This window comes from Rhizobium sp. SVR5-9E (genome assembly GCF_056755095.1).
In genome coordinates, this window is record NZ_JBNDHS010000007.1 from 1 (window position 1) to 18881 (window position 18881).

The 18881-nt window shown below is 59.9% G+C and carries 22 protein-coding genes and 1 pseudogene; 9 read left to right on the top strand and 14 right to left on the bottom strand.

Going from position 1 to position 18881, the window contains the following annotated elements:
• Positions 1–104: 104 nt before the first annotated feature.
• The 5 genes from hydA to ACPYOJ_RS05815 form a co-directional block, all read right to left on the bottom strand.
• The gene (gene hydA, locus ACPYOJ_RS05795; protein ID WP_481415394.1) at positions 105–1568 is read right to left on the bottom strand and encodes a dihydropyrimidinase; all 1464 of its coding nucleotides are present in this window, start codon (positions 1566–1568) and stop codon (positions 105–107) included.
• Positions 1561–2568 carry an NAD-dependent epimerase/dehydratase family protein gene (locus tag ACPYOJ_RS05800; protein WP_481415395.1) on the bottom strand — a complete coding sequence of 336 codons (1008 nt, stop codon included), beginning with the start codon at positions 2566–2568 and terminating at the stop codon, positions 1561–1563. Before ACPYOJ_RS05800 ends, hydA begins: the two co-directional genes overlap by 8 nt.
• A gap of 82 nt (positions 2569–2650) precedes the next feature.
• Positions 2651–3418, bottom strand: a complete 768-nt coding sequence (locus ACPYOJ_RS05805; protein ID WP_481415396.1) for an amino acid ABC transporter ATP-binding protein — start codon at positions 3416–3418, stop codon at positions 2651–2653.
• Between the two features lie 11 nt (positions 3419–3429).
• A complete protein-coding gene (locus ACPYOJ_RS05810; RefSeq protein ID WP_481415397.1) occupies positions 3430–4161 on the bottom strand; it encodes an amino acid ABC transporter permease in 732 nt (243 codons plus the stop codon).
• Positions 4162–4215: 54 nt separating this feature from the next.
• Complete coding sequence (locus tag ACPYOJ_RS05815) at positions 4216–5019, bottom strand: substrate-binding periplasmic protein (RefSeq protein WP_481415398.1); 804 nt, start codon at positions 5017–5019, stop codon at positions 4216–4218.
• 149 nt (positions 5020–5168) lie between these two features.
• Between ACPYOJ_RS05815 and ACPYOJ_RS05820 the strand changes: the two are divergent.
• Together ACPYOJ_RS05820 and ACPYOJ_RS05825 are read left to right on the top strand one after the other, a co-directional pair.
• Positions 5169–5363: pseudogene (locus tag ACPYOJ_RS05820) on the top strand (GntR family transcriptional regulator); the annotation flags it as partial.
• A gap of 18 nt (positions 5364–5381) precedes the next feature.
• Positions 5382–5816 carry a GntR family transcriptional regulator gene (locus ACPYOJ_RS05825; RefSeq protein WP_481415503.1) on the top strand — a complete coding sequence of 145 codons (435 nt, stop codon included), beginning with the start codon at positions 5382–5384 and terminating at the stop codon, positions 5814–5816.
• A gap of 154 nt (positions 5817–5970) precedes the next feature.
• Here the strand turns inward: ACPYOJ_RS05825 and ACPYOJ_RS05830 are convergent, their stop codons facing one another.
• Positions 5971–6636, bottom strand: a complete 666-nt coding sequence (locus ACPYOJ_RS05830) for a GntR family transcriptional regulator (protein WP_168833045.1) — start codon at positions 6634–6636, stop codon at positions 5971–5973.
• Positions 6637–6822: 186 nt separating this feature from the next.
• Between ACPYOJ_RS05830 and ACPYOJ_RS05835 the strand changes: the two genes are divergently transcribed.
• Genes ACPYOJ_RS05835 through ACPYOJ_RS05865 form a run of 7 tightly spaced genes read left to right on the top strand, consistent with a single transcriptional unit; the run spans position 6823 to position 12286 of the window.
• The gene (locus ACPYOJ_RS05835; RefSeq protein WP_481415399.1) at positions 6823–7302 is read left to right on the top strand and encodes an ureidoglycolate lyase; all 480 of its coding nucleotides are present in this window, start codon (positions 6823–6825) and stop codon (positions 7300–7302) included.
• A 4-nt stretch (positions 7303–7306) separates the two neighbouring features.
• Positions 7307–8218: an allantoinase PuuE gene (locus tag ACPYOJ_RS05840; protein ID WP_481415400.1), complete on the top strand. Its 912-nt coding sequence runs from the start codon at positions 7307–7309 to the stop codon at positions 8216–8218.
• Positions 8219–8246: 28 nt separating this feature from the next.
• Positions 8247–9110, top strand: coding sequence for a substrate-binding periplasmic protein (locus tag ACPYOJ_RS05845; RefSeq protein WP_481415401.1), 864 nt, complete (start codon positions 8247–8249; stop codon positions 9108–9110).
• Positions 9111–9165: 55 nt separating this feature from the next.
• Complete coding sequence (locus tag ACPYOJ_RS05850) at positions 9166–9837, top strand: amino acid ABC transporter permease (protein ID WP_481415402.1); 672 nt, start codon at positions 9166–9168, stop codon at positions 9835–9837.
• A 9-nt stretch (positions 9838–9846) separates the two neighbouring features.
• Positions 9847–10527, top strand: coding sequence for an amino acid ABC transporter permease (locus ACPYOJ_RS05855; RefSeq protein WP_481415403.1), 681 nt, complete (start codon positions 9847–9849; stop codon positions 10525–10527).
• On the top strand, positions 10524–11492 hold the full coding sequence (locus ACPYOJ_RS05860) for an NAD-dependent epimerase/dehydratase family protein (protein ID WP_481415404.1): 969 nt from the start codon (positions 10524–10526) through the stop codon (positions 11490–11492). Before ACPYOJ_RS05855 ends, ACPYOJ_RS05860 begins: the two co-directional genes overlap by 4 nt.
• A gap of 23 nt (positions 11493–11515) precedes the next feature.
• Entirely contained in the window at positions 11516–12286 is a 771-nt protein-coding gene (locus ACPYOJ_RS05865; RefSeq protein WP_481415405.1) for an SDR family NAD(P)-dependent oxidoreductase, read from the top strand.
• A gap of 165 nt (positions 12287–12451) precedes the next feature.
• Here the strand turns inward: ACPYOJ_RS05865 and ACPYOJ_RS05870 are convergent, their stop codons facing one another.
• The 8 genes from ACPYOJ_RS05870 to ACPYOJ_RS05905 all read right to left on the bottom strand — a co-directional run bounded on the left by ACPYOJ_RS05870 (position 12452) and on the right by ACPYOJ_RS05905 (position 18823).
• Entirely contained in the window at positions 12452–13000 is a 549-nt protein-coding gene (locus ACPYOJ_RS05870) for a carboxymuconolactone decarboxylase family protein (protein WP_481415406.1), read from the bottom strand.
• Between the two features lie 4 nt (positions 13001–13004).
• Positions 13005–13652 (bottom strand): glutathione S-transferase N-terminal domain-containing protein, encoded by a 648-nt coding sequence (locus ACPYOJ_RS05875; protein WP_481415407.1) that lies wholly within the window; start codon positions 13650–13652, stop codon positions 13005–13007.
• Positions 13653–13734: 82 nt separating this feature from the next.
• The gene (locus tag ACPYOJ_RS05880) at positions 13735–14187 is read right to left on the bottom strand and encodes a nuclear transport factor 2 family protein (protein WP_481415408.1); all 453 of its coding nucleotides are present in this window, start codon (positions 14185–14187) and stop codon (positions 13735–13737) included.
• The gene (locus ACPYOJ_RS05885) at positions 14184–15473 is read right to left on the bottom strand and encodes an MFS transporter (protein ID WP_481415409.1); all 1290 of its coding nucleotides are present in this window, start codon (positions 15471–15473) and stop codon (positions 14184–14186) included. Before ACPYOJ_RS05885 ends, ACPYOJ_RS05880 begins: the two co-directional genes overlap by 4 nt.
• A gap of 86 nt (positions 15474–15559) precedes the next feature.
• A complete protein-coding gene (locus ACPYOJ_RS05890; RefSeq protein WP_481415410.1) occupies positions 15560–16456 on the bottom strand; it encodes an alpha/beta fold hydrolase in 897 nt (298 codons plus the stop codon).
• A gap of 104 nt (positions 16457–16560) precedes the next feature.
• Positions 16561–17478 (bottom strand): LysR family transcriptional regulator, encoded by a 918-nt coding sequence (locus tag ACPYOJ_RS05895; protein ID WP_481415411.1) that lies wholly within the window; start codon positions 17476–17478, stop codon positions 16561–16563.
• 237 nt (positions 17479–17715) lie between these two features.
• On the bottom strand, positions 17716–18255 hold the full coding sequence (locus ACPYOJ_RS05900; RefSeq protein WP_481415412.1) for a chromate transporter: 540 nt from the start codon (positions 18253–18255) through the stop codon (positions 17716–17718).
• Positions 18245–18823: a chromate transporter gene (locus ACPYOJ_RS05905; protein ID WP_481415413.1), complete on the bottom strand. Its 579-nt coding sequence runs from the start codon at positions 18821–18823 to the stop codon at positions 18245–18247. Before ACPYOJ_RS05905 ends, ACPYOJ_RS05900 begins: the two co-directional genes overlap by 11 nt.
• Between the last annotated feature and the right edge of the window lie 58 nt (positions 18824–18881).

Genomic DNA, 18881 nt, shown 5'->3' on the forward strand with positions numbered 1-18881 from the left:
AGGCGTATCGCCTCAGCCGGCCATCCATCCGCCGTCGACCATCAGGTTGACGCCGGTGATGTAGCTCGCCATGTCGCGATTAATCGAGCGCACGGGGAGCAGCATCAGCGAAGCTTCATGGTATTGTCCGTAACATCGAAGCCGGTGACCGGCTGTCCGGTCGGTTTTGCTGCATTCGGCCGTGCGCATACGAGCAGCCGGCCGCATCCGGTGTCGGCGAACAGCTCACCACGATGGCAAACTATTTCCCCCCTGACGATCGTGGTCTGCGGCCATCCCTCGACCTCCATTCCCTCATAGGGCGTGTAGTCCAATTCGTCGTGGAGCGTGTCTTTGCCGATCCGAACGCGCTTTTTCTCGTTCCAGACAACGAAGTCGGCATCTGCACCAGGAGCAAGAATACCCTTGCGTCCCTGCAGGCCGTAGAGCTCAGCCGGCCGCTCGGCTGTTACACGAACGAAGTCCCCGAGCGATAATCGGCCTTTGCCAACGCCCTCCGAGAACAGAAGCGGCAATCGGGTTTCAAGTCCCGGCAGACCGTAGGGAACCTTGTTGAAAGCGGCATGTTTGCCGTTCCGCATCTTTCCGTCCGGCCCTTCAAAAAAGAAGGCAGAGTGGTCCGACGAATAGACGTCGATCGAGCCATCAGCCAGCCCCTTCCACAAGGCCTTCTGATGCCGCTGGTCACGCAGCGGTGGACTGCAGCAATATTTTGCGGCCTCGAAATCCGGCCTATCGAGATCCTCTTCGCTGAGGACAAGATATTGCGGGCAGGTTTCCGCATAGGTGCGTACACCCTCGGTGCGCGACCATCGGATTTGCTCGAGCGCATCCTTGGACGATACGTGAACGATCAGGATCGGAACGTCGATGAGCTCCGCCATCGTGATCGCATGATGCGTTGCGTCCCGCTCAGCGATGATCGGCCGCGAACGGCTGAGATATTTCAGGTCGCCGTAGCCGTGCCCGAGCATCCGTTCCGTCAGCCACGCAATCAGGTCATGACTCTCGGCATGGATCATCACCATCATCTGCTCGCGGCGAGCGACCGCCAGGACATCCAAGGCGGATCGATCGTCGAGCCTCAGCGCGTCATAGGTCAGGTAGATTTTCACGGAGGTGAAGCCTTCGGCAGCAAGCGCCGGGATGTCCGTCTCCAGGGTTTGCGGTGTCGGATCGGTAACGATGAGGTGGAAAGCATAATCCACGACCGATTGGCCAGCCGCCCGCGCCTTGTAGTCCTCGACTGCGGCCCGCAATGACGTGCCGCGATGCTGTACTGCAAAGGGCATCAACGTTGTTGTTCCGCCAAATGCGGCTGGAATGGACGCCGATCGAAATGTGTCGGCCGTTCTCGCACCTGTCGACGTCAGCTGGTCGATATGGCAATGGGCATCGATCCCACCGGGCAAAATCAAATGGCCTTCGGCATCGAGCTCACGCCGACCGCTTGGCAGCCCCTTGCCGATTGCCGCAATCACCCCTCCAGTACTCGCGATATCGCCTTCGACGAGGCCATCGGGCGTGAAGATGCGCCCGTTTCTCACGACGAGATCAAAGTCAGCCATAGCCCTGCCCTTTCAAGAAGTTGCTGTGAGAAGCAATCCAGCCCATGTAGTCGGCGAAGGCGGCGTCGAGGCCATAGCGCGGCTCGAATCCGATTTCGCCGTGCAATCGCTCGATCGCGAGAGGAGGCCTGTCACTTCCGCCGTGGAAATCGACCGTCGCCTCCTCCCCGGGTTCGGCGAGGCGATACTCAAATGCTGGAAAAGAGCGAGCCAGTCGATCGCACCAATCGGCAACCGTCCATTCATATCCCAGCCCGATATTCACAGGTCCCGATATTGGGCCCTCCGCACTCAGAACCTTCATAACCGCAGTGGCGACATCGCGGCTATAGATCCAGTCTCTGCGCCCGGGCCGGGGCAATACACAGGGCTGCCCGCCAAAGCGAGCAATTGCAGTCGTCTGCAGGATCGCACTCAACGTGCTTCGAACGCCTGAGGAATGCTCCCACGGCCCAAACACGGAACCCAGACGCACGCAGCGAAGAGAAATTCGCTCGTGCGACGCGAGCCGTTCTGCAAGACGCTCGGCGGCGTATTTCGAGATTGCGTAGACCGAGTGCGGCGATGGCGCGGTACGAACTTCATCCAGCGTCTCCGTCGCGCCGGCATGCGAGCCATAGACCGACGCAGACCCAAGAAAGACCATCCTGCGAAGACGTGTGCGGGCTGCGGCGCGAATGGCGTTGACCGTGCCGCCGACATTGATCGCAAGCGTCAAATCAACGGATGACGCCTCGTTGGCATCATTGGGCGTCACCGCCGATCCGTGAATGACCGCATCGGTATCTTGAGCCGCCGCCAGCAACCGCTCGGCGTCACGGATATCGCCTTCGACGATTTCGATCCGACCGGGCAGTCGGCTGAATTCGTCGAGCGTCGTCGGCAAGGCGGGGTTCCTATCGAAACTGACGACCTCAACTCCAGCGGAAAGCAGCGCCTCCGTGATGCCGAGGCCCAAGAAACCGGAACCGCCGGTGATAAGAACCCGCCGCACCGTCATCTATGCCAGCCATCCGCCATCGGCAGGCAGAATCGCGCCCGCCTTGCAGCTCCATCTGTCGCTCGCAGGAAACAGGGTTCCCTCATTTCAGTATTCTTTCCAGGAAGCGCTGCAGCCGCTCGCTCTTCGGATTGTCGAAGAGCTCGGCTGGCGTGCCGGCCTCGACGTCACGTCCCTGATCCATGAAGACGACACGATCGGCGACCCGCTTGGCAAAGCCCATCTCGTGCGTCGCCACAATCATCGTCATGCCTTCCGCGGCGACCTGCTCCATGGTCAGCAGCACCTCGCCGACGAGCTCTGGGTCCAGCGCCGAGGTCGGCTCGTCAAAAAGCATCACTTTCGGCTGCATTGCCAGCGCCCTGGCAATCGCCACGCGCTGGCGCTGACCACCTGAAAGGTGGTCAGGATAGCTCCCGGCTTTATGATCGAGGCCAACCTTGGCCAACATTCTGTGACCGACATCCACCGCCTCGGCCAATGGCATGCCGCGGACGTCGGTCAGGCCGAGCGTGACATTCTCGATCACGGAGAGATGCGGCCACAGATAAAAGAGCTGAAACACCATGCCAATTCCGGCGCGCAACTCCGCTAACTCGCGGCCCGCCATGGCGCGGCGTCGGCCCGAGCCATTCTCGACGTAGCCGATCGGCCGTCCATCAACCCGGATTTCACCGATATCTGGGACTTCGAGATGATTGATGCACCGAAGAAAGGTGCTCTTGCCCGATCCGCTCGGACCAATGAGACAGACAACCTCTCCCTTGTTCACCTCCATGGAAACGCCGCGCAGCGCTTGGACCGCCCCAAAGGACTTCTGAACGCCGCGGGCTTGGATCATCGTTTCCATGCTTCCCATCCTTATGCGCTCGCCGCAATCGCGACCGGCTCGCCGTCAATGACCTTCAGAAGCCGCTTGCGCCGCGCACTCAAACCGCGCTCCTCGAACTTCATCTGGCGCTCGAGAAGCACCTGAAGCCCAGTCAGGCAGCTTGTGAGACAAAGATAAATGACACCCGTGGCGGACAGGATTTCGATGGCACGATAGGTGCTCGAATAGATCGCCTGCGCCGTCAGCATCAGTTCCTGAACCGTGATCACCGAGGCAAGTGAGGAGTTCTTCGTATGGCTGATGAAGTTGCTCATGTAGGGTGGAATGATGATCCGAACCGCCTGGGGCAGAAGGATCTTGCGGACGATTGCGGGGTATCGCATGCCGATCGCCTGGGCGGCTTCGATCTGACCGACATGGACCGCTTGCAGGCCGGCGCGAAAGATCTCGGTGTTATAGGCAGCCGAACTCACCGAGAAGGCAATGATCGCAGCCGGGAATGCATCCAGCGTGACGCCGAACATGGGCGCGGCGTAGTAGACAAAGAAGAGGTGCAACAGCACCGGCGTTCCGCGAAAAATCCAGACATAGGTCCAGACGAGCCCACGCAGCCAGGCCATTCGCGATAATCGGCCCAGCGCGAGGAAGAACCCGGCGATCGTCCCGATGAACTGGCTGATCAGCGTCAGCACGAGCGTCATTATGGCGGCGTTGAGCAAGGTCGGAAGATTTTTCCAGACCACCGAAAAATCGAGATCCATGATCGTATCTCCTTATGGTTTGCCTCCCGGCGGCCGCCGAGAGACAAGACGTCATCACGGAACCTTATCGACCAGCTGCGCGCTGAAATTGTCGATGCCGAAATACTTGCTCGCCCACTGATCCAGCAGGCCTTTCTGGCGCATTTCGGTAATTGCTGCGTCGATTGCCGCCTTCAGATCCGGAGATCCCTTCGGCATCGGCACGCCGACATATCGGATCTGGTACGGCTCCCCGACAATCGCGCCGATACCCTGGCGCTGCTTGAGGAAATTGGCGGCTGCCGTGTCTGGCGCGATGAGAGCATCGACACGGCCGATCGCCAGATCCTGGAACATCTCGGCGTAGCCTGCATATCCCTTGAACTGGCTGAATGCGCCGAACTTCGAAGCGATGTCCTGGGCGGGCATTTCACCATCGTTGGCGCCCGAGATCGCCCCTACGCGCTTGCCCGCCAAATCCTTGTAGCCGTTGATGCCTTCGGCCTTGGAGCTCTTCACAACCACAACCGCCGACCGGGAGTAAGGGATTGAATAATCGAAGGTCGCCTTGCGGTCCTCAGTGATGTTGACGTTGGAAAAGACGGCATCGAAACGGCCTGTTTGCAGGCCGGGGAGAATGCCCTTGAAGTCAAGCCGGTTCATCCGAATCTCCACCCCAAGTTTATCCTGAACGTACTTCTCGACCTGGATGTCATAGCCATCCAGCTCGTTGTTTTCATTGAGGAAGCTTACAGGTGGCAGATTACCGCTCGTTGCGGCGTTCAGATAACCGCGGGCTTTGATGTCAGCAAGGCTGGCGGCGTTCGCAGCAGCGGCGACGATTGAAATCGCGGCCGCCGAAATCAAAAGTTTCAGCATCCTTCATTCCCCTTTGGTTCTGGCGGGAAATCCCTAGACAATCCCACTGGTATCCCACTAAGATACCGTAACAGCGACGAACCAGAAGTGTCAATCGCCAAAACAACGAACTCGCGGAGAAGGCGGGTCGCATCATTGAGGAGGCAGCAATGAGGGGAAGCGCTACGGTTGATGCAAGCCGCCTGTCCGAGCAGACTCATGAGCATTTGCTGTCGCTCATCGAAACCGGCGAGCTTAGACCTGGCGACCTCTTGGAAGAGCGAGCATTGGCAGCAAAGCTCAGTGTCTCCCGAACGCCGATCCGCGCCGCTCTCTCACGCCTCGTCGGTGAGGGCCTTGTCGATCGCGCGCCAAATGGATTGTTGACGGTCACCGAACTTGGCCTGGAGGACTTTGCTCAGCTCATCCAGTTTCGGCGGCTTCTTGAGGGCGAAGCAGCATTGCAGGCGGCGGGGAAAATTCCAGAAGCCGAACTGGGACGTCTGATCGGCAGGATTGAAGAAGCTATGGCCTCGCCTGATCTATCAGAGCATTGGCGGTTGGATGACGAACTGCATGCGCTGGTCGCCAGATATTGTGCGAACCGCTGGCTTGGCCGGTCGGTTACAACGGTGCGCCGCCTGATCAGAATGTGCAACGTCGAGAAGCTGCCTCACCGTTTCAATGAGACCTGCATGGAACATCTCGCAATTTTGCGCGCACTCCAGGAGACCAATGGAGATCTCGCTCGGAAATGCATGCGAAATCACATCGACCAAGTGAGGCTTGGATTCTTGAAGCTGTTGAGCATGCGCTAGAAAAGAGCCCGCCTCGCATATGAGCTCAGGGCACTGTAAAGCCGGAGAATTCACGTCATCGACCTGAAATCCGAATCCGTCTCTGAATCAAAAAGTTGAAGCTGAATATCGCACGAAAGCCGCGCACACTCCGCATCCGCTTCAGGGTGCCGGCCTATTCTGTGAAGAGCCAGCGCATGAACCGCTCTCTTACGCGGTCGATGTGGGTTGCCATTGCCTGCCGCGCTTCATCCGGCTTCTTTTCAGCAACAGCCTCCAAGACGGCGATATGCTCGCGGGCCTGCTGCTCGAAATTCTTCTCCATTCGGACCACGTGGCACATACGCGCCTTGTCCCTCAGATTGCGGATATACTGCGCAAGCAAGGGTTTGCCGCTCGCGTCCGCGACGAAGAGGTGAAACTCGTCGTCGTATTCCCAGAACGGATCGAATTCCAGGTCGGGGTCCTCAAGGATGGCGCGGCTCTTTTCCAGGATCTTGTCGACGCTACCGGGAGTGCTGCGATGGGCGGCCTGCGCGGCAGCCTCTCCCTCGAGCAGCCGGCGAATGACGAGGATCTCCATCAGCTCTTCGACGGCGACTTGGCGGATGACGATACTGCCGTTCGACAAGCGGGCCACGAGGCCCTCACCGACGAGCCGATTGATTGCGGCCCTTAGCGGCGTTCTCGACGCGTTGATCTGCTCGGCGAGTTTGCGTTCCGTGAAAACGTCTCCCGGCCCGAGTTCGCGCGCCAGTATCAGGCTCCGCATGTACTGGTAGGCCTGCTCGGAAATCTTTGTTTGATCCCGCGTTGTCGCGAGTGCGGCGTCGTTCTGCACTTTTATTCCTTGAATTATCCCGTCGAATTCTCCTTAGACGATTGGAGCTTGGGGAGCAATCCCAACGGGGTCCCGCCGGTACAAGCCGGCCCTGGCTTTTTCATTTCCGCTTTACAATATATTTTTTGCCGATAAATTCCATTCGTGCCCCGTTGGTATCCCAGTGGGATTTATGATGGAGTTTGCGTGGATCGAATTATTCAACCGCTCACCCAACGGGAATTCGCCGAATTCGGCGACGTCATCGAACATGAGGGTGACCAGCGCCGTCGTGCACTGTCGATCGACTTCATCGATGCGCAAGACGACATGCGTCGTGCCTTCTGGGTTTCGAAGGTATCGGAGGCGGCGACTTTGCCGACGAAAGTAACACAACTCGAGCGGCATCCCTATTCCGACCAGGGATTCGTTCCGCTGCGCGATACGCGATTCCTGGTAGTGGTGTGCCCAGACGATGCCAAAGGCGATCCCGATGTCGAGCGGATCAAAGCCTTCGTCGCTGAGCCGGGTCAGGGCGTGATCTATCGCCGGAATGTTTGGCACGCGCCGCTGTCGGCGCTGACCGCGCCGGCGGAATTCTTCGTCACGATGGGAGTGACGGACAAAGCCGACAACGACGAATTTTTTGAGCTGGCGACGCCGCTCGGTATCAGCTCGGGAGCATAGAGCGATGAAGCCGATAGAGCATCTTACCAGAGACTTTGTTGGATACGGATCAAAGGGCTATGACCCGAAATGGCCGGACCACGCACGACTGGCGCTGAATTTCGTCATCAATGTCGAGGAAGGATCGGAGCCTTCCATCCTTGACGGCGATGCCGCCAGCGAAGCTGCCTTGACGGAGGGCGGCTCCGGCAATTTCCCCGGCCGCGACCTCGCCGCGGAATCTATGTTCGAATATGGAAGCAGGGTCGGGTTCTGGCGCGTGGCGAGATTACTTGAGGAGCGAGGTTTTCCTGCGACCGTCATGGCATGCGCCCTGGCCTTGGAGCGCAATGCCGACATAAGCAAATACCTGCGCAAGAGCGCATTCGATGTCTGTGCGCACGGCTGGCGCTGGGAGCAGCACCGCGGACTTTCGGTCGATGAAGAACGGGAGCGAATTGCCAGGACAGTGCGCAGCATCGAGGCGTCGATCGGCACCCCGCCGGAAGGCTGGTATTGCCGCTATGGACCCAGCATCAACACCCGCAACTTGCTCGTTGAACATGGCGGTTTTTCATACGATAGCGACGCGTATAACGACGAGCTGCCCTATTGGGTGAAGGTCGGCGACCGCAATCATCTCGTCGTACCCTACAGCTTGACCAATAACGACGCGAAATTCATGCGCGGCGCCATGGCCACGGCAGATCAATTCTTCCAATTCCTGCGCGACGCATTCGACCTCCTTTACGCCGAGGGCAAGCAGTCGCCCAAGATGATGTCGGTCGGTCTCCACCTTCGCATCGCCGGGCATCCCGGACGCGCCGCCGGGCTCCAGCGCTTCCTCGATCACGTCTCCCGCCATGACGGCGTCTGGGTCTGCCGTCGTGGTGACATCGCTAGGCACTGGCATCAGCATCATCAACCGTCACCGTAACCAACGCATGCAACAAAAGGGGAATGCAATGACAAAAAAAACAATCAGCACAATCGCACTTCTGACCGCCCTCGCAGCCTTCGGAATGTCACGCACCGCCGCGCTTGCAGACGATCATCCGCAGGACCAGCCGCTCGTCGTCGGCTCCGATTTCGGCGTCGCGCCATGGATGGTGCGCGGTGCCAGCGGGCCTGAAGGTTTCGGCGTCGATCTCATCAACGCGATCGGAAAGAAGGTCAGCCGTCCGTCGGTCGATATTCAGGATGTCAACTTCTCCGGGCTTTTCGCCGCCTTGTTCGCAAAGCGCATCGAATTCACCGTCAATCCGCTTAACATCACGAAAGAGCGCTCGGAAAAGATGCTCTACACCGAGCCCTTCTTTGCGACGGGCAATGGTTTTCTCGTCAGAAAAGGTGAGAAGCTTGTGAACCTGGACGACCTCAAGGGGCAGATCCTCGCGGTCAACCGCGGCACAATCTCCGACACCTGGGCAACGCAAAACTCTGAAAAATATGGCTTCGAGGTTCAGCGTTACGAAACTTTCCCGGATTCAGTTCAGGCAGTGATTACCCACCGCGCCTTTACCGCCTTGAACGAGATCCCGACGACGGTCTATGCGGCCAGCCAGAACCCGGCAATCGAGGTCGGGTTCAAGGATTTCAACGGCCGCAACTTCGGTTACGCGTTCCGTTACGGCGACGAGGCCTATCGCGACAAGGTCGAGGGCGCCATCGAGTGCCTGAAGCAGGACGGCACAATGGCGAAGCTTTACGAAAAATGGTACGGGGAAAAGCCGGCTGACGGCACCGCACTGACCACCGTCTATGCGGGCTATGGTGCTCCGGGTTTCAAGGGCTACGATGGGAAACCTCATCAGCTCGCCTGCAACTGACCCTGTTTGAGATCCGGCGCGGCTTGACCGCGCCGCGTTCCATGGTGAGGGTTACATGAACCAGATTCTCGAAAACTACTTCAATGGACCGGTAATGGCGCAAGCGTTGCCGGATGTGTTCAGCGGCTTCGTCGTCACGGTCGAGGTGGCTGTCTGTGTGATCGTCATCGGTGTTATGGCCGGCCTCTTCCTGGCCCTGTTGCGCTGTACGAATAGCCGGTTGATCAATGGCTTGGTGACCATCTACGTGGAGGTCTTTCGGACCCTTCCGCAGCTGGTCATCATCATCTTCATCTATTTCGGCTTGCCGTATTTGGGGCTGACTTTCTCACCTTTCTTCGCCACCGCGCTGGCCCTGGCGGCTGTGCTTGCGGCCTTCTCCGCCGAAATCTTCTGGGCGACCATCATGGCGGTGTCGAAAGGCCAGTGGGAAGCCGCATCCGCCCTCGGGATCTCCCGCGTGCTGACACTGCGTCTGATCATCCTTCCCCAAGCCATTCGGCTGGCCATCCCGCTTGTGACAAACCGCTCGATTGCCATAACCAAAGGCACTGCGCTTGGCGCTGCAATCTCGCTTCCGGAAGCCCTTGGCAGCGCGCAGAGCGCCATGTCCATCTATGCCAATCCGTCACCTCTGACGCTCGCCGCCGGCTTCTATCTCGCTTTCTTCATTCCGCTCGTATGGCTGAGCCGCGCTTTTGAAAAGCGGTTTGCCCGGTCTCAGTAAGGAGCAGCCATGGATCTCTTCCTCCAGAATTTCGCGAGCGTACCGTCGTTCCTGAAGATCTATCCGCTGTTGTTGCAAGGGCTAGAACTGACGGTCCTGCTGGCGCTTGTCTCGTTGCCGCTGTCGGCACTGTCGGGACTCGCGGTAGCAATGATCTACAGCTTCGGTGGAGCATTCTCCCGTCGCGCGGTGATCATACTGATCGATTTGCTGCGTTCCTTTCCGGTCATCGTTTTGCTCATTCTGATCTTTTACAGCCTGCCTTTCTTTGGAGTGACGCTCGGCAACTTCACCGCTGTCGTCGTTGCTCTGGTGATCAACAATGCAGGCTATTTCGGCGAGATTTTCCGCGCCGGTCTCCAGTCGATCCCAAAGGGTCAGCATGAGGCCGCGGCAGCCCTCGGTCTCCATCGTTTTCACACCATGATCCTCGTCATCCTGCCGCAGGTTCTCAGGAAGGTGCTCGCTCCTTTGGCGAGCAATTCCCTGGAGCTCATCAAGACGACGTCGATCGCCTCGATGGTGGCGTTGCCCGAATTGCTTCGCTCGGCGCGCGTCGCACAGGAGCAAACCTATAACCCGACGCCGCTCACAGCGGCGGCCCTCATCTTTTTCATTATGCTTTGGCCCTTCTCCCATTGGGTGTCCCGCATGGAGAGGCGAGCCATCATCGGGAGCAACCAGCGATGAGCATCGTTATCACCGGGGGCACCGGCTTTGTCGGCCTGGCGTTGACCGAGGCACTCGAGCGAGCGGATCGGGATGTCGTGTTGTTCGGACGCGAACCGATGCCGGACCGTTTCGTCCCTCTTCTCGGCAGCGCGTCCTTCATCGCCGGAGACATCGCAAACGGCGCCGATCTCGATCGTCTTTTCGACACAGTGGAACCGGAGGCAGTGGTTCACCTGGCCGCCGCGACACCCGACCGGGAAGCAGAAATGCGCGATCCCGCGGCGGTTATTGCCGTCAACATCGGCGGCACCGCAAATCTCATGCGATCGCTTTCGCGTTTGGCGTCGCGGCCGCGGGTTATCATTGTCAGCAGCGTGGCCGTTTATGGCGAGGAACCTCCGGCGTGGGGTACATATCGCGAGGATGAATCTCTGCCGGCGCCGACAAGTCTTTATGGCATCTCCAAGCTCGCGGCCGAAAACACGGCCATCCGTCTCGCACAGCTTTATGGCATGGACCTGACAATCGTCAGGCTCGGTCCAGTCTATGGTCCTTGGGAGTACAAGACGGGCCTGCGCCCCATCCTCAGTCCGCACGGCCAGGTGCTCGATACCTGGCTGCGGGGCGAGGACGTCGTTCTTCCCCGTGCGCTCAGAGGGGACTGGCTCTATAGCCGGGATGCCGGCCGGGGCATCGCGGCGCTTCTGACTGCCGGCTTTCTCCCGCACACGATCTACAATCTCGGCGGCGAGGTGCTGACGAGCCTCGCGGAGTGGGCCGAGGAGCTTCAACCGTTCCCCCGGGCGCGAAAATGGAAGATCGCAGGACCAGGAGAAGCGGCAAATATCCGGTTCGGACTGTCACGTGACCGAGCCCCACTCAATATTGAGCGGATCAAGACCGATATCGGCTTCCAGCCGGCATTTTCGGGCCGCGTGGCGGCAGAGGACTACATGTCCTGGCTTGCCTCGGTCAGCGGCTAGCCTCCAACAAGGAAAGAACCGGCATGCGTCTGCGAAACAAGACCGTCATCATCACCGGGGCATCGTCCGGCATCGGCCGCGCAATAGCGACGCGGTTTTGCGAGGAAGGCGCCAACATCGTTGCCGTCGACATTACGCGCGAAGTCGTTGAAGGCGGTGTGCCCGTTATCGAGGCGCTCAACGCCATCAGCCCGAAGGCCATCTTCCTGCAGGCCGACATTGCGCGGGCTGATGATGTGGAACGGGTGTTCGTAGAGAGCAGGGCGCGATTTGGTCGGCTCGACGTTCTTGTCAACAATGCAGCAATCCACGCGCCCACACCGCTTGCCGATACCGAAGAGGCGGATTGGGACCGGGTCATGGATGTCAATCTGAAGGGCGCGTTCCTGTGCAGCCGAGCTGCGGTTCGCGTCATGCTGAGACAGGAAATCGTCAATGAGGCCCGCGGCCGCATCATCAACATTTCCTCCCAGCACGGCATGGTTTCCGCGCCAGGCGACCTCGCTTACGGCGTCAGCAAGGCAGGTCTCGTCTATATGACCAAACAGATTGCGGCCGACTATGCCGCCGACAGCATCATCTGCAATGCGGTCGCTCCCGGAAAGATACTGACAGGCAAGACCGGCCGAGCCGTCCTGCCGGAAATGTTGGACTACTCCCGTCGGCGCACTCCGATGCCGCGGCTCGGCAAGCCGGCGGATGTCGCGAATGCTGCACTATTCCTGGCGAGCGACGACGCAACCTATATCACCGGCCATAATCTGCTTGTCGATGGCGGATGGATGGCCGCGTGACCCTCGTTCTGAGATCTGCAACCAGTTCAGGCCGGAAACTTCTCACGGCCTTATCCGGTAGGCAGGCGCTCCGAAAGCACCTCACCGCCAGTTCGAAGTCGTTACTTCCTTCGGAATGATCGCAAAGATCGGTACCTGCCGACATTCTAGCGGCGAGAGCCACGGCTATTTCATCTCTTGCTTTGATGGATCCGGCGGACCGACCTCAAACGTATTGATGGTCATCGAAATCAGCCCGTAGTAGCCGAGCACCCCGACGAGATCGACAAGCGCCTCGTTCCCGAGAACGGCGGCCGCCCTGTGATATAGCGCCTGATCGACCTTCCGTTCGCCTTGGATGCCGAAAGCCAGATCGTGCACGACCGCTTCATCCTCCAATGCAAAATCGGGCTTGCGCCCTGCCCTGATCGCATCGACGACTTCGGGCGAGATGCCGGCCTGTAGGGCGATGGGCTTGTGCGCCTGCCATTCATATTCCGAGCGCCAGACCTTCGCCGTCACCAGAATGGCGAGTTCGGACAGCCTTGGCGGCAGCAGCGTGTCGTAGCGGCAATAGCGTCCGAGCGATTGGGCGAGATCGGCCAGCTGAGGCCGATGCAGCCAGATCGCCAGCGGACCGCGAACGCCGCCGCGGGGGCCGGAGGTGATGGCATCATAGACGGCACGCTGAGCGTCGCTCAACCTATCCGGATCGGGTGTCTTCAAACGCACCATGACGTCATCCCTGTTCCGGCCGGCCGGTGGCATTGTACGCCGGCTCGGATGTGGCGAAACGGTTGAGCCAGTCTTCCAGGATCGGAAAATCGCCGCGCCACCGCACTGGCTCCCTCCAGTCCAGATAGGACAATGCGCAGGCTAGGCCTATGGATACAAGATCTGTGGTATGCGGATCGGGGAGGTCCTGTTGCATGGATGTCATAGCGCGAAAAATCTTGCCGCGCTGGTGGGACAGCCAGCGTTCGGACGTTTGCTCCGGTTGCCGAAACCGCCCCTCATAGACCATCAGCAGGCCCGCATCCATGATGCCGTCGGCAATTGTCGCGCGCGTCAGGGCGCGATACCGCTCGACCCCGGACTGCGGCAGCAGCCGCGGCCTGCCGCTCAGGCCGTCAAGATATTCGACGATCACCCGGCTGTCGAAAATGACGCTGCCGTCGGCCAAGAGCAGCGTCGGCATCTTGCCGAGCGGGTTCTGCCGGCGCAGAGTATCGTCTTCGTCGAGCGTATCGGCAGGCGCGATGGTGATGACAGGCTCGAGCCCGAGCACCTTCGTCGCCATGCGAACCTTGCGGCCGAAGGGAGAGGTCATTGTCGTTCGTAATACCATCGCCGATTGGACGATTTCATTAGAAGCCGAATTCAGCATTCCGTATTCCTTGAATTATCCGGGTGATCGCGGCGGAAGCAGGAAAGCCGGCTTCGGCCGCGATCTTTCAAATCAGGGCACCTTATAAGGCGCCCTGTTGCGGAGCCGGCCCGGTATCATTGAGACCGCTTTCGCCGGCAACGTCGTGGAACAGGCGGCGGGAACGGAACTTCCAGCCCGCCCCTACGCGGACCACATGGTCCTCATAGGTTCCGGCGACCGCGATCACCGGCCCGTCTTCGGAATCGCGCGCGACCAGGAAGTTGGACTTCACACGGGCTTCGTCGCCGGTCAGCTTGATAATGATATTGGTCGTGAGGTGCTTGCGCCGCTTTCCCGGCACCGGCTCCGGAACAAGGCGTCGCAGAAGCGCCTCGATATCCTTAGGGCCAGTCGCCTCTCCGTTTCGCGAAATCCACGCGCCGTCCTCGGTGAACAGCCTCGAAAACTCAGCGAGCTGGTATCCATCGAGCAGGAAGCAATATTCGGCCAGCAGCTCCCGAATTGCCTCGCGGTCTTCGAGCTGGCCGGTCATACGAGCTGCCTCGCGGACGGCACGACCGTCTCTTCCTGCGGCTGCGGATCGATCGGCTTGCGGGTCATCGTCAGGCAGACGACGGCGCCGATCAGTAGAAGCGCTCCGGCAAGCAGGAAGGCATTATCGTAGTTGCCGGTGGCGGAAACGACATAGCCGGTTGCGATAGGCGCCACGACGCCGAAAAGGTTGCCGCCCGTTACCAATATGCCGTTGGCACGGCCGACATCGGCGGGATTGCGCAGCAGGTCGTTCTGCAGGGCGATATTGAGCCCGACCGCGCTGCCGATGCAGGTCAGCGAGATTGAGAACACGGTCAGCAGCAATGTGGTGTCGCTAATCCAAGGTGTCAGGAAGACACCGGACGAACACAGCATCATGATCGTCACCAGATTGCGGCGCCGTCCGCCCTCGACAGGCGAATTGCGCAGCAGTCTGTCGCTCAGCCAGCCCACGAAGATCGTGCCGGGAACGGCGACGGCATAGGGGATGGCGGTGTAAAAACCGGTCTTGAGAACGCCCAGCCCGCGCGTTGCCTGCAGGTAGCTCGGCAACCAGGTCAGGAACAGATAGACCGTGTAGACGGCGCATCCCTGCGTGACGAAGAGACCCCAGGTCGATGTGTAGCGCAGCAGCGAACCGATTGAGGCGCTTGCGCCCTGCCGGGCGGTGCCGCCGCGTTCGCTGAGGATCTTGCGGCGTTCTTCCTCGCCGATGAAGCCCGCTTCCTCGGGCTGGCGGTAGAACAGCAGCCAGGCGACGAGCCACAGAAAGCCGATCACGCCCGCGCCGAAGAAAGCGATGCGCCAGCCATAGGCGGCAACGATGGCGCCCATGATCAGCGAACCGAGCGCCGGACCGGCATAGCCGCCGCAGTTGAAGATCACCGTCGCAACGCCGCGCTCGCGCGCCGGTATCCATTCACGGATTGTGCGGGCTCCGGCCGGATAGGTGGATGCCTCTCCGAAGCCCATGGCAAGCCGCGACAGAAATGCGGTGAAGAACGAGCCGCTGAAGCCGGTGAAAATCGTCGCAAGCGACCAGATCGCCATGCCCGCCGCTGTCGATTTCCGCGTTCCGACCTTGTCGATATAGACGCCCCAGGGCAGGACGAAAATCAGATAGGTCCAGAGGAAGGCGGAGAACAGATAGCCGAGCTCGACGGTCGACAGGCCGAATTCCGACTGGATATGCGAGGCCGAAACCGACAGCACGACGCGGTCGATATAGTTGATGGTACATCCCGTAAAGAGCAGGATATAGATAATGGAACGTCCGATTTTCACTCTGGCCCCTCCCTATAGCAGTGTGATTGCACATCTCCGGCACAGCTCCGCGGTCCTCTCCGAGCGCGGTCTGTGCCTACTTCTTCTCAACCGCCGGAGCGGTTGATGAAATCCACAAGCGCCGCATTGAAACGCGACGGTCGTTCGACATTCGGCAGATGACCCGCCTCCGGAATCTCGACAAAGCGGGCGCCGGCAATCTGCGGCGCCATGTCTCGCATGGTCTCGGCAAGCGGCCTGTCCCCGGATCCCGCGATCAGCAGAACCGGACATTCCAGCCTTGCGAGGCGCGGCCGGTAATCGAAGGATTGAAGCGCCCGCGCGCCCAAGACAAAGCCTTCGAGCGGCGTCGAGGCGATCATCTCGCCGACGATATCGACTCCGCTCTCCTTCCCGGCAATGCTCGCCGGCAGAAACCAGCGCTGCAGCGTCGGCTCGACAAGACCGGCCATGCCCTTGCCTTGGGCGAGGTCGATCCTCTCCTGCCAGACCGTTGCTCCGCCCCGTGCCGTCGCTGCCTGACCGTCCGCCATGACGAGGCGGTCCACACGGCCGGGACTGCGCAACGCAAAGGCCAGCACAGTCACCGCACCCATCGAAATGCCGACCAATGTCGCCGAGGCGATACCGAAGGCGTCCATCAGTTCGAGCAGATCGTCTGCCAGACGGTCGAAATCGGCCGGCTGTTGCGGTACGTCGCTGCCGCCGTGACCGCGCTGGTCATAGCGAAGAATTCGGAACGAGGCCGCAAGTTCCGCGACCTGATCATTCCAGATATCAAGGGATGTCATGAGGGAATTGCTGAAGACGATCCATGGCTTGCCTGGCGCGCCATCGACCCGGACCCGGAGGTTTAAACCATCGACTTTGACCTGAAACTCTGCTCCTGCGGGACGATCCGGGAACAGGGTCTCGGAGGGCCCCAAACGCGTTTCTGTCGCGCCGCCTGGTCCGATCTCGCTCTGTAACTGGCGAATGCTCAATGCGCCCTCGCGGATTCGATTAGGAATTCGCGGGCAGATTAAAGGAGTGTAAATCTATATCACAAATACTTCTTTACTATCGTCTCCATGCCGCCTCGGCATGGTTATTTCCAAGCCGAACTCTCCCGCAGCCTTTCGACGATGTTGCGGATGGCCTCGTTCACCGCCCGGAAGGCTGGCTTGTTTGCCTGGTCGAGTCGCGTTGCCGTAATCAGCGTCCAGTTGATCTGCGGTGATACAATCGGCGCGGCATCGACGGTACCGTGCAGCCGCTCGGACAGCACGCCGCCCTGGGTCAGGATCGTATAGCCCAGGCCGTATCGCACCAGCGCCTTGGTGATCCACACGCCGTCCGAGCGCTGGACGATATTGAGATCGAGCTTGTGTTTCTCCGCCTCCTGATCAACCAAAATGCGCAGGAAATTCGGCCGGCTGGGCAGGATGAGAGGCAGGGCCGCCGCCTCGGCGAAGGTATAGCTCTCCTGCTTGAGCGATCCCGACTTGCCGACGACCCAGAGATATTCGTCCAGCAGATGCGTGACGAGAAAGTCATCTTCTGAAGGGGCCTCATGCATGACCACGAGGCTGATCTCGTTGTTGTTCAGCATACGAAGCAGATCGCCGCTGAAGGCCTCACGAAAGCGGAGTTCGATTTCAGGGTAGTTCTCGCGCACATATTCCAGAAGCGGCGGAGCGATCAGTTCCCCGGGTGTCGGCGGCATTCCGACCGTCACCACGCCGCGCGCGACATTTGCCGTGATGGCGATATCGTGGACAGTTTGTTCGACCTGATTGAAGATCGTGTAGGCGCGGGTAAGCAATACCTCGCCGGCCTCCGTCAATTGCACTCCGCGAACGGATCGTGTGAAGAGCGGCGAGCCGAGCGCCACCTCCAGCTTGGATATCTGCCGACTCAAGGCCGGTTGCGCAACATTGAGCCGCTGGGCTGCCCGGGTGAAACTCCGCTCCTCCGCCACGGAGACAAAATAGCGGAGCGAAGCAAGTGTTATTTCGTGATGCATAGCTAGCACGATGTCCCGAAGCTCTTTCCAAAGCAGTCCGATCAGTCAAAAGGCGGCATTACCGACCGTCTTAGGCACAACCAGATGTCCAACTAGTACGGCATTATCTTCATTATGGGACAACGAGATGCGGTGCTAGAGGACATATCTTCCAGCAACGTTGTGGGACGTTGCGTAACGCGCCAGGTCTGTTGTCAAATCGACGATGGAAAGCTCGGCTTAGCGCCGCTTCGCCGGTCAGCTCAGCACCCCATACATCATCCAAGTGATGCAGCCGCCGAGCGCGATCACAAGCAGCGGCGGCAGGCGCGGGACTGCTATCAAAGTTACAGCCGCGGCGAGCGCGATTGCGACCGAGGCGATGTTTCCGCTCGTCAGACGCAATATCGAAATAACGCCGGCGATGATGAGGCCGGTGCCGATCGGCGCGAGCCCTTCGCGCATGATGCGATGCCATGCTTTCTCGCGATGGGCGTTCGAGAGCCGGAAGACGGCGTAGCAAAGCAGCGAGGAGGGAAGAAAGAAGGCGAGCGAAGCAACGAGCGCGCCCGTCCAGCCGGCCATTCTCCACCCGATCAGCGTGGCGAGCATGGTCCCGGGGCCGGGTGCCGCGCGGGAAACGGCGAAGAGCTCGACGAATTCCTTGGAAGTTAGCCAGCCCCGCCCGGTGACGAGCTCGCTCTCGAGGCCCGCGATGATGCTGCCGCCGCCGCCGATCGAAGCCAGCGAGAAGGGCACAAAGATCATCACCAGCCCGATTAGAACATCATCGCGCATCGGCCGCCCCCCGTTTCCAGCGCAAGAGAACGCTGACCGGCGCAATGACGGCCACAACGGGCAGAAGCGGCCATTGGAGGATGCCGACAGTAATGATGGTAACGATGGTGACGAACAGAGCCGCCCAGTTGCGGCGGGATCTCACGATGCCCCGCCAACCGACGGTGCTGAGCAGTCCCGTCGCCGCGGCGGCAACGCCGATCAGGCTCGCCTCGAAAGCTTTGGCATCACCGAGATGGCCGATGAGCACTCCGAGTGCGATGACGGCAAAAAAGGGACCCACCAGAAAGGCGAAAATGCAGGTGGCGGCTCCCAGCGGCCCGCGCAGTTGCTCGCCCATGCAAACCACCATGTTGACGACATTGGCCCCTGGCAGCATTTGCGAAATCGCCATGCTGCTCGCGAAATCATCTTCGCTGATCCAATTCCGCTTGCGGACGAACTCCTGATAGAGCCAGCCGGACAGACCTCCACCGAAGCTCAGGATCCCGATCCTGAAGCAAACGGTGAAAAGCATCAGCAGCGAAGTGGGTCTCAGAGGAATTGCCTGGTTTGTCTGGATATCCATGCTGGGCGCCGCGGGCTCTCATTGAAGCTTATGGAAGCGCGGCCCGGTCCGGCCGGCT

Bases quoted from the DNA above. Each gene is read 5' to 3' on its own strand.
- hydA (WP_481415394.1), bottom strand. From the start codon at position 1,568: ATGGCTGACTTTGATCTCGTCGTGAGAAACGGGCGCATCTTCACGCCC.
- ACPYOJ_RS05800 (WP_481415395.1), bottom strand. From the start codon at position 2,568: ATGACGGTGCGGCGGGTTCTTATCACCGGCGGTTCCGGTTTCTTGGGC.
- ACPYOJ_RS05805 (WP_481415396.1), bottom strand. From the start codon at position 3,418: ATGGAAACGATGATCCAAGCCCGCGGCGTTCAGAAGTCCTTTGGGGCG.
- ACPYOJ_RS05810 (WP_481415397.1), bottom strand. From the start codon at position 4,161: ATGGATCTCGATTTTTCGGTGGTCTGGAAAAATCTTCCGACCTTGCTC.
- ACPYOJ_RS05815 (WP_481415398.1), bottom strand. From the start codon at position 5,019: ATGCTGAAACTTTTGATTTCGGCGGCCGCGATTTCAATCGTCGCCGCT.
- ACPYOJ_RS05840 (WP_481415400.1), top strand. From the start codon at position 7,307: ATGAAGCCGATAGAGCATCTTACCAGAGACTTTGTTGGATACGGATCA.
- ACPYOJ_RS05845 (WP_481415401.1), top strand. From the start codon at position 8,247: ATGACAAAAAAAACAATCAGCACAATCGCACTTCTGACCGCCCTCGCA.
- ACPYOJ_RS05850 (WP_481415402.1), top strand. From the start codon at position 9,166: ATGAACCAGATTCTCGAAAACTACTTCAATGGACCGGTAATGGCGCAA.
- ACPYOJ_RS05855 (WP_481415403.1), top strand. From the start codon at position 9,847: ATGGATCTCTTCCTCCAGAATTTCGCGAGCGTACCGTCGTTCCTGAAG.
- ACPYOJ_RS05860 (WP_481415404.1), top strand. From the start codon at position 10,524: ATGAGCATCGTTATCACCGGGGGCACCGGCTTTGTCGGCCTGGCGTTG.
- ACPYOJ_RS05865 (WP_481415405.1), top strand. From the start codon at position 11,516: ATGCGTCTGCGAAACAAGACCGTCATCATCACCGGGGCATCGTCCGGC.
- ACPYOJ_RS05870 (WP_481415406.1), bottom strand. From the start codon at position 13,000: ATGGTGCGTTTGAAGACACCCGATCCGGATAGGTTGAGCGACGCTCAG.
- ACPYOJ_RS05875 (WP_481415407.1), bottom strand. From the start codon at position 13,652: ATGCTGAATTCGGCTTCTAATGAAATCGTCCAATCGGCGATGGTATTA.
- ACPYOJ_RS05880 (WP_481415408.1), bottom strand. From the start codon at position 14,187: ATGACCGGCCAGCTCGAAGACCGCGAGGCAATTCGGGAGCTGCTGGCC.
- ACPYOJ_RS05895 (WP_481415411.1), bottom strand. From the start codon at position 17,478: ATGCATCACGAAATAACACTTGCTTCGCTCCGCTATTTTGTCTCCGTG.
- ACPYOJ_RS05900 (WP_481415412.1), bottom strand. From the start codon at position 18,255: ATGCGCGATGATGTTCTAATCGGGCTGGTGATGATCTTTGTGCCCTTC.
- ACPYOJ_RS05905 (WP_481415413.1), bottom strand. From the start codon at position 18,823: ATGGATATCCAGACAAACCAGGCAATTCCTCTGAGACCCACTTCGCTG.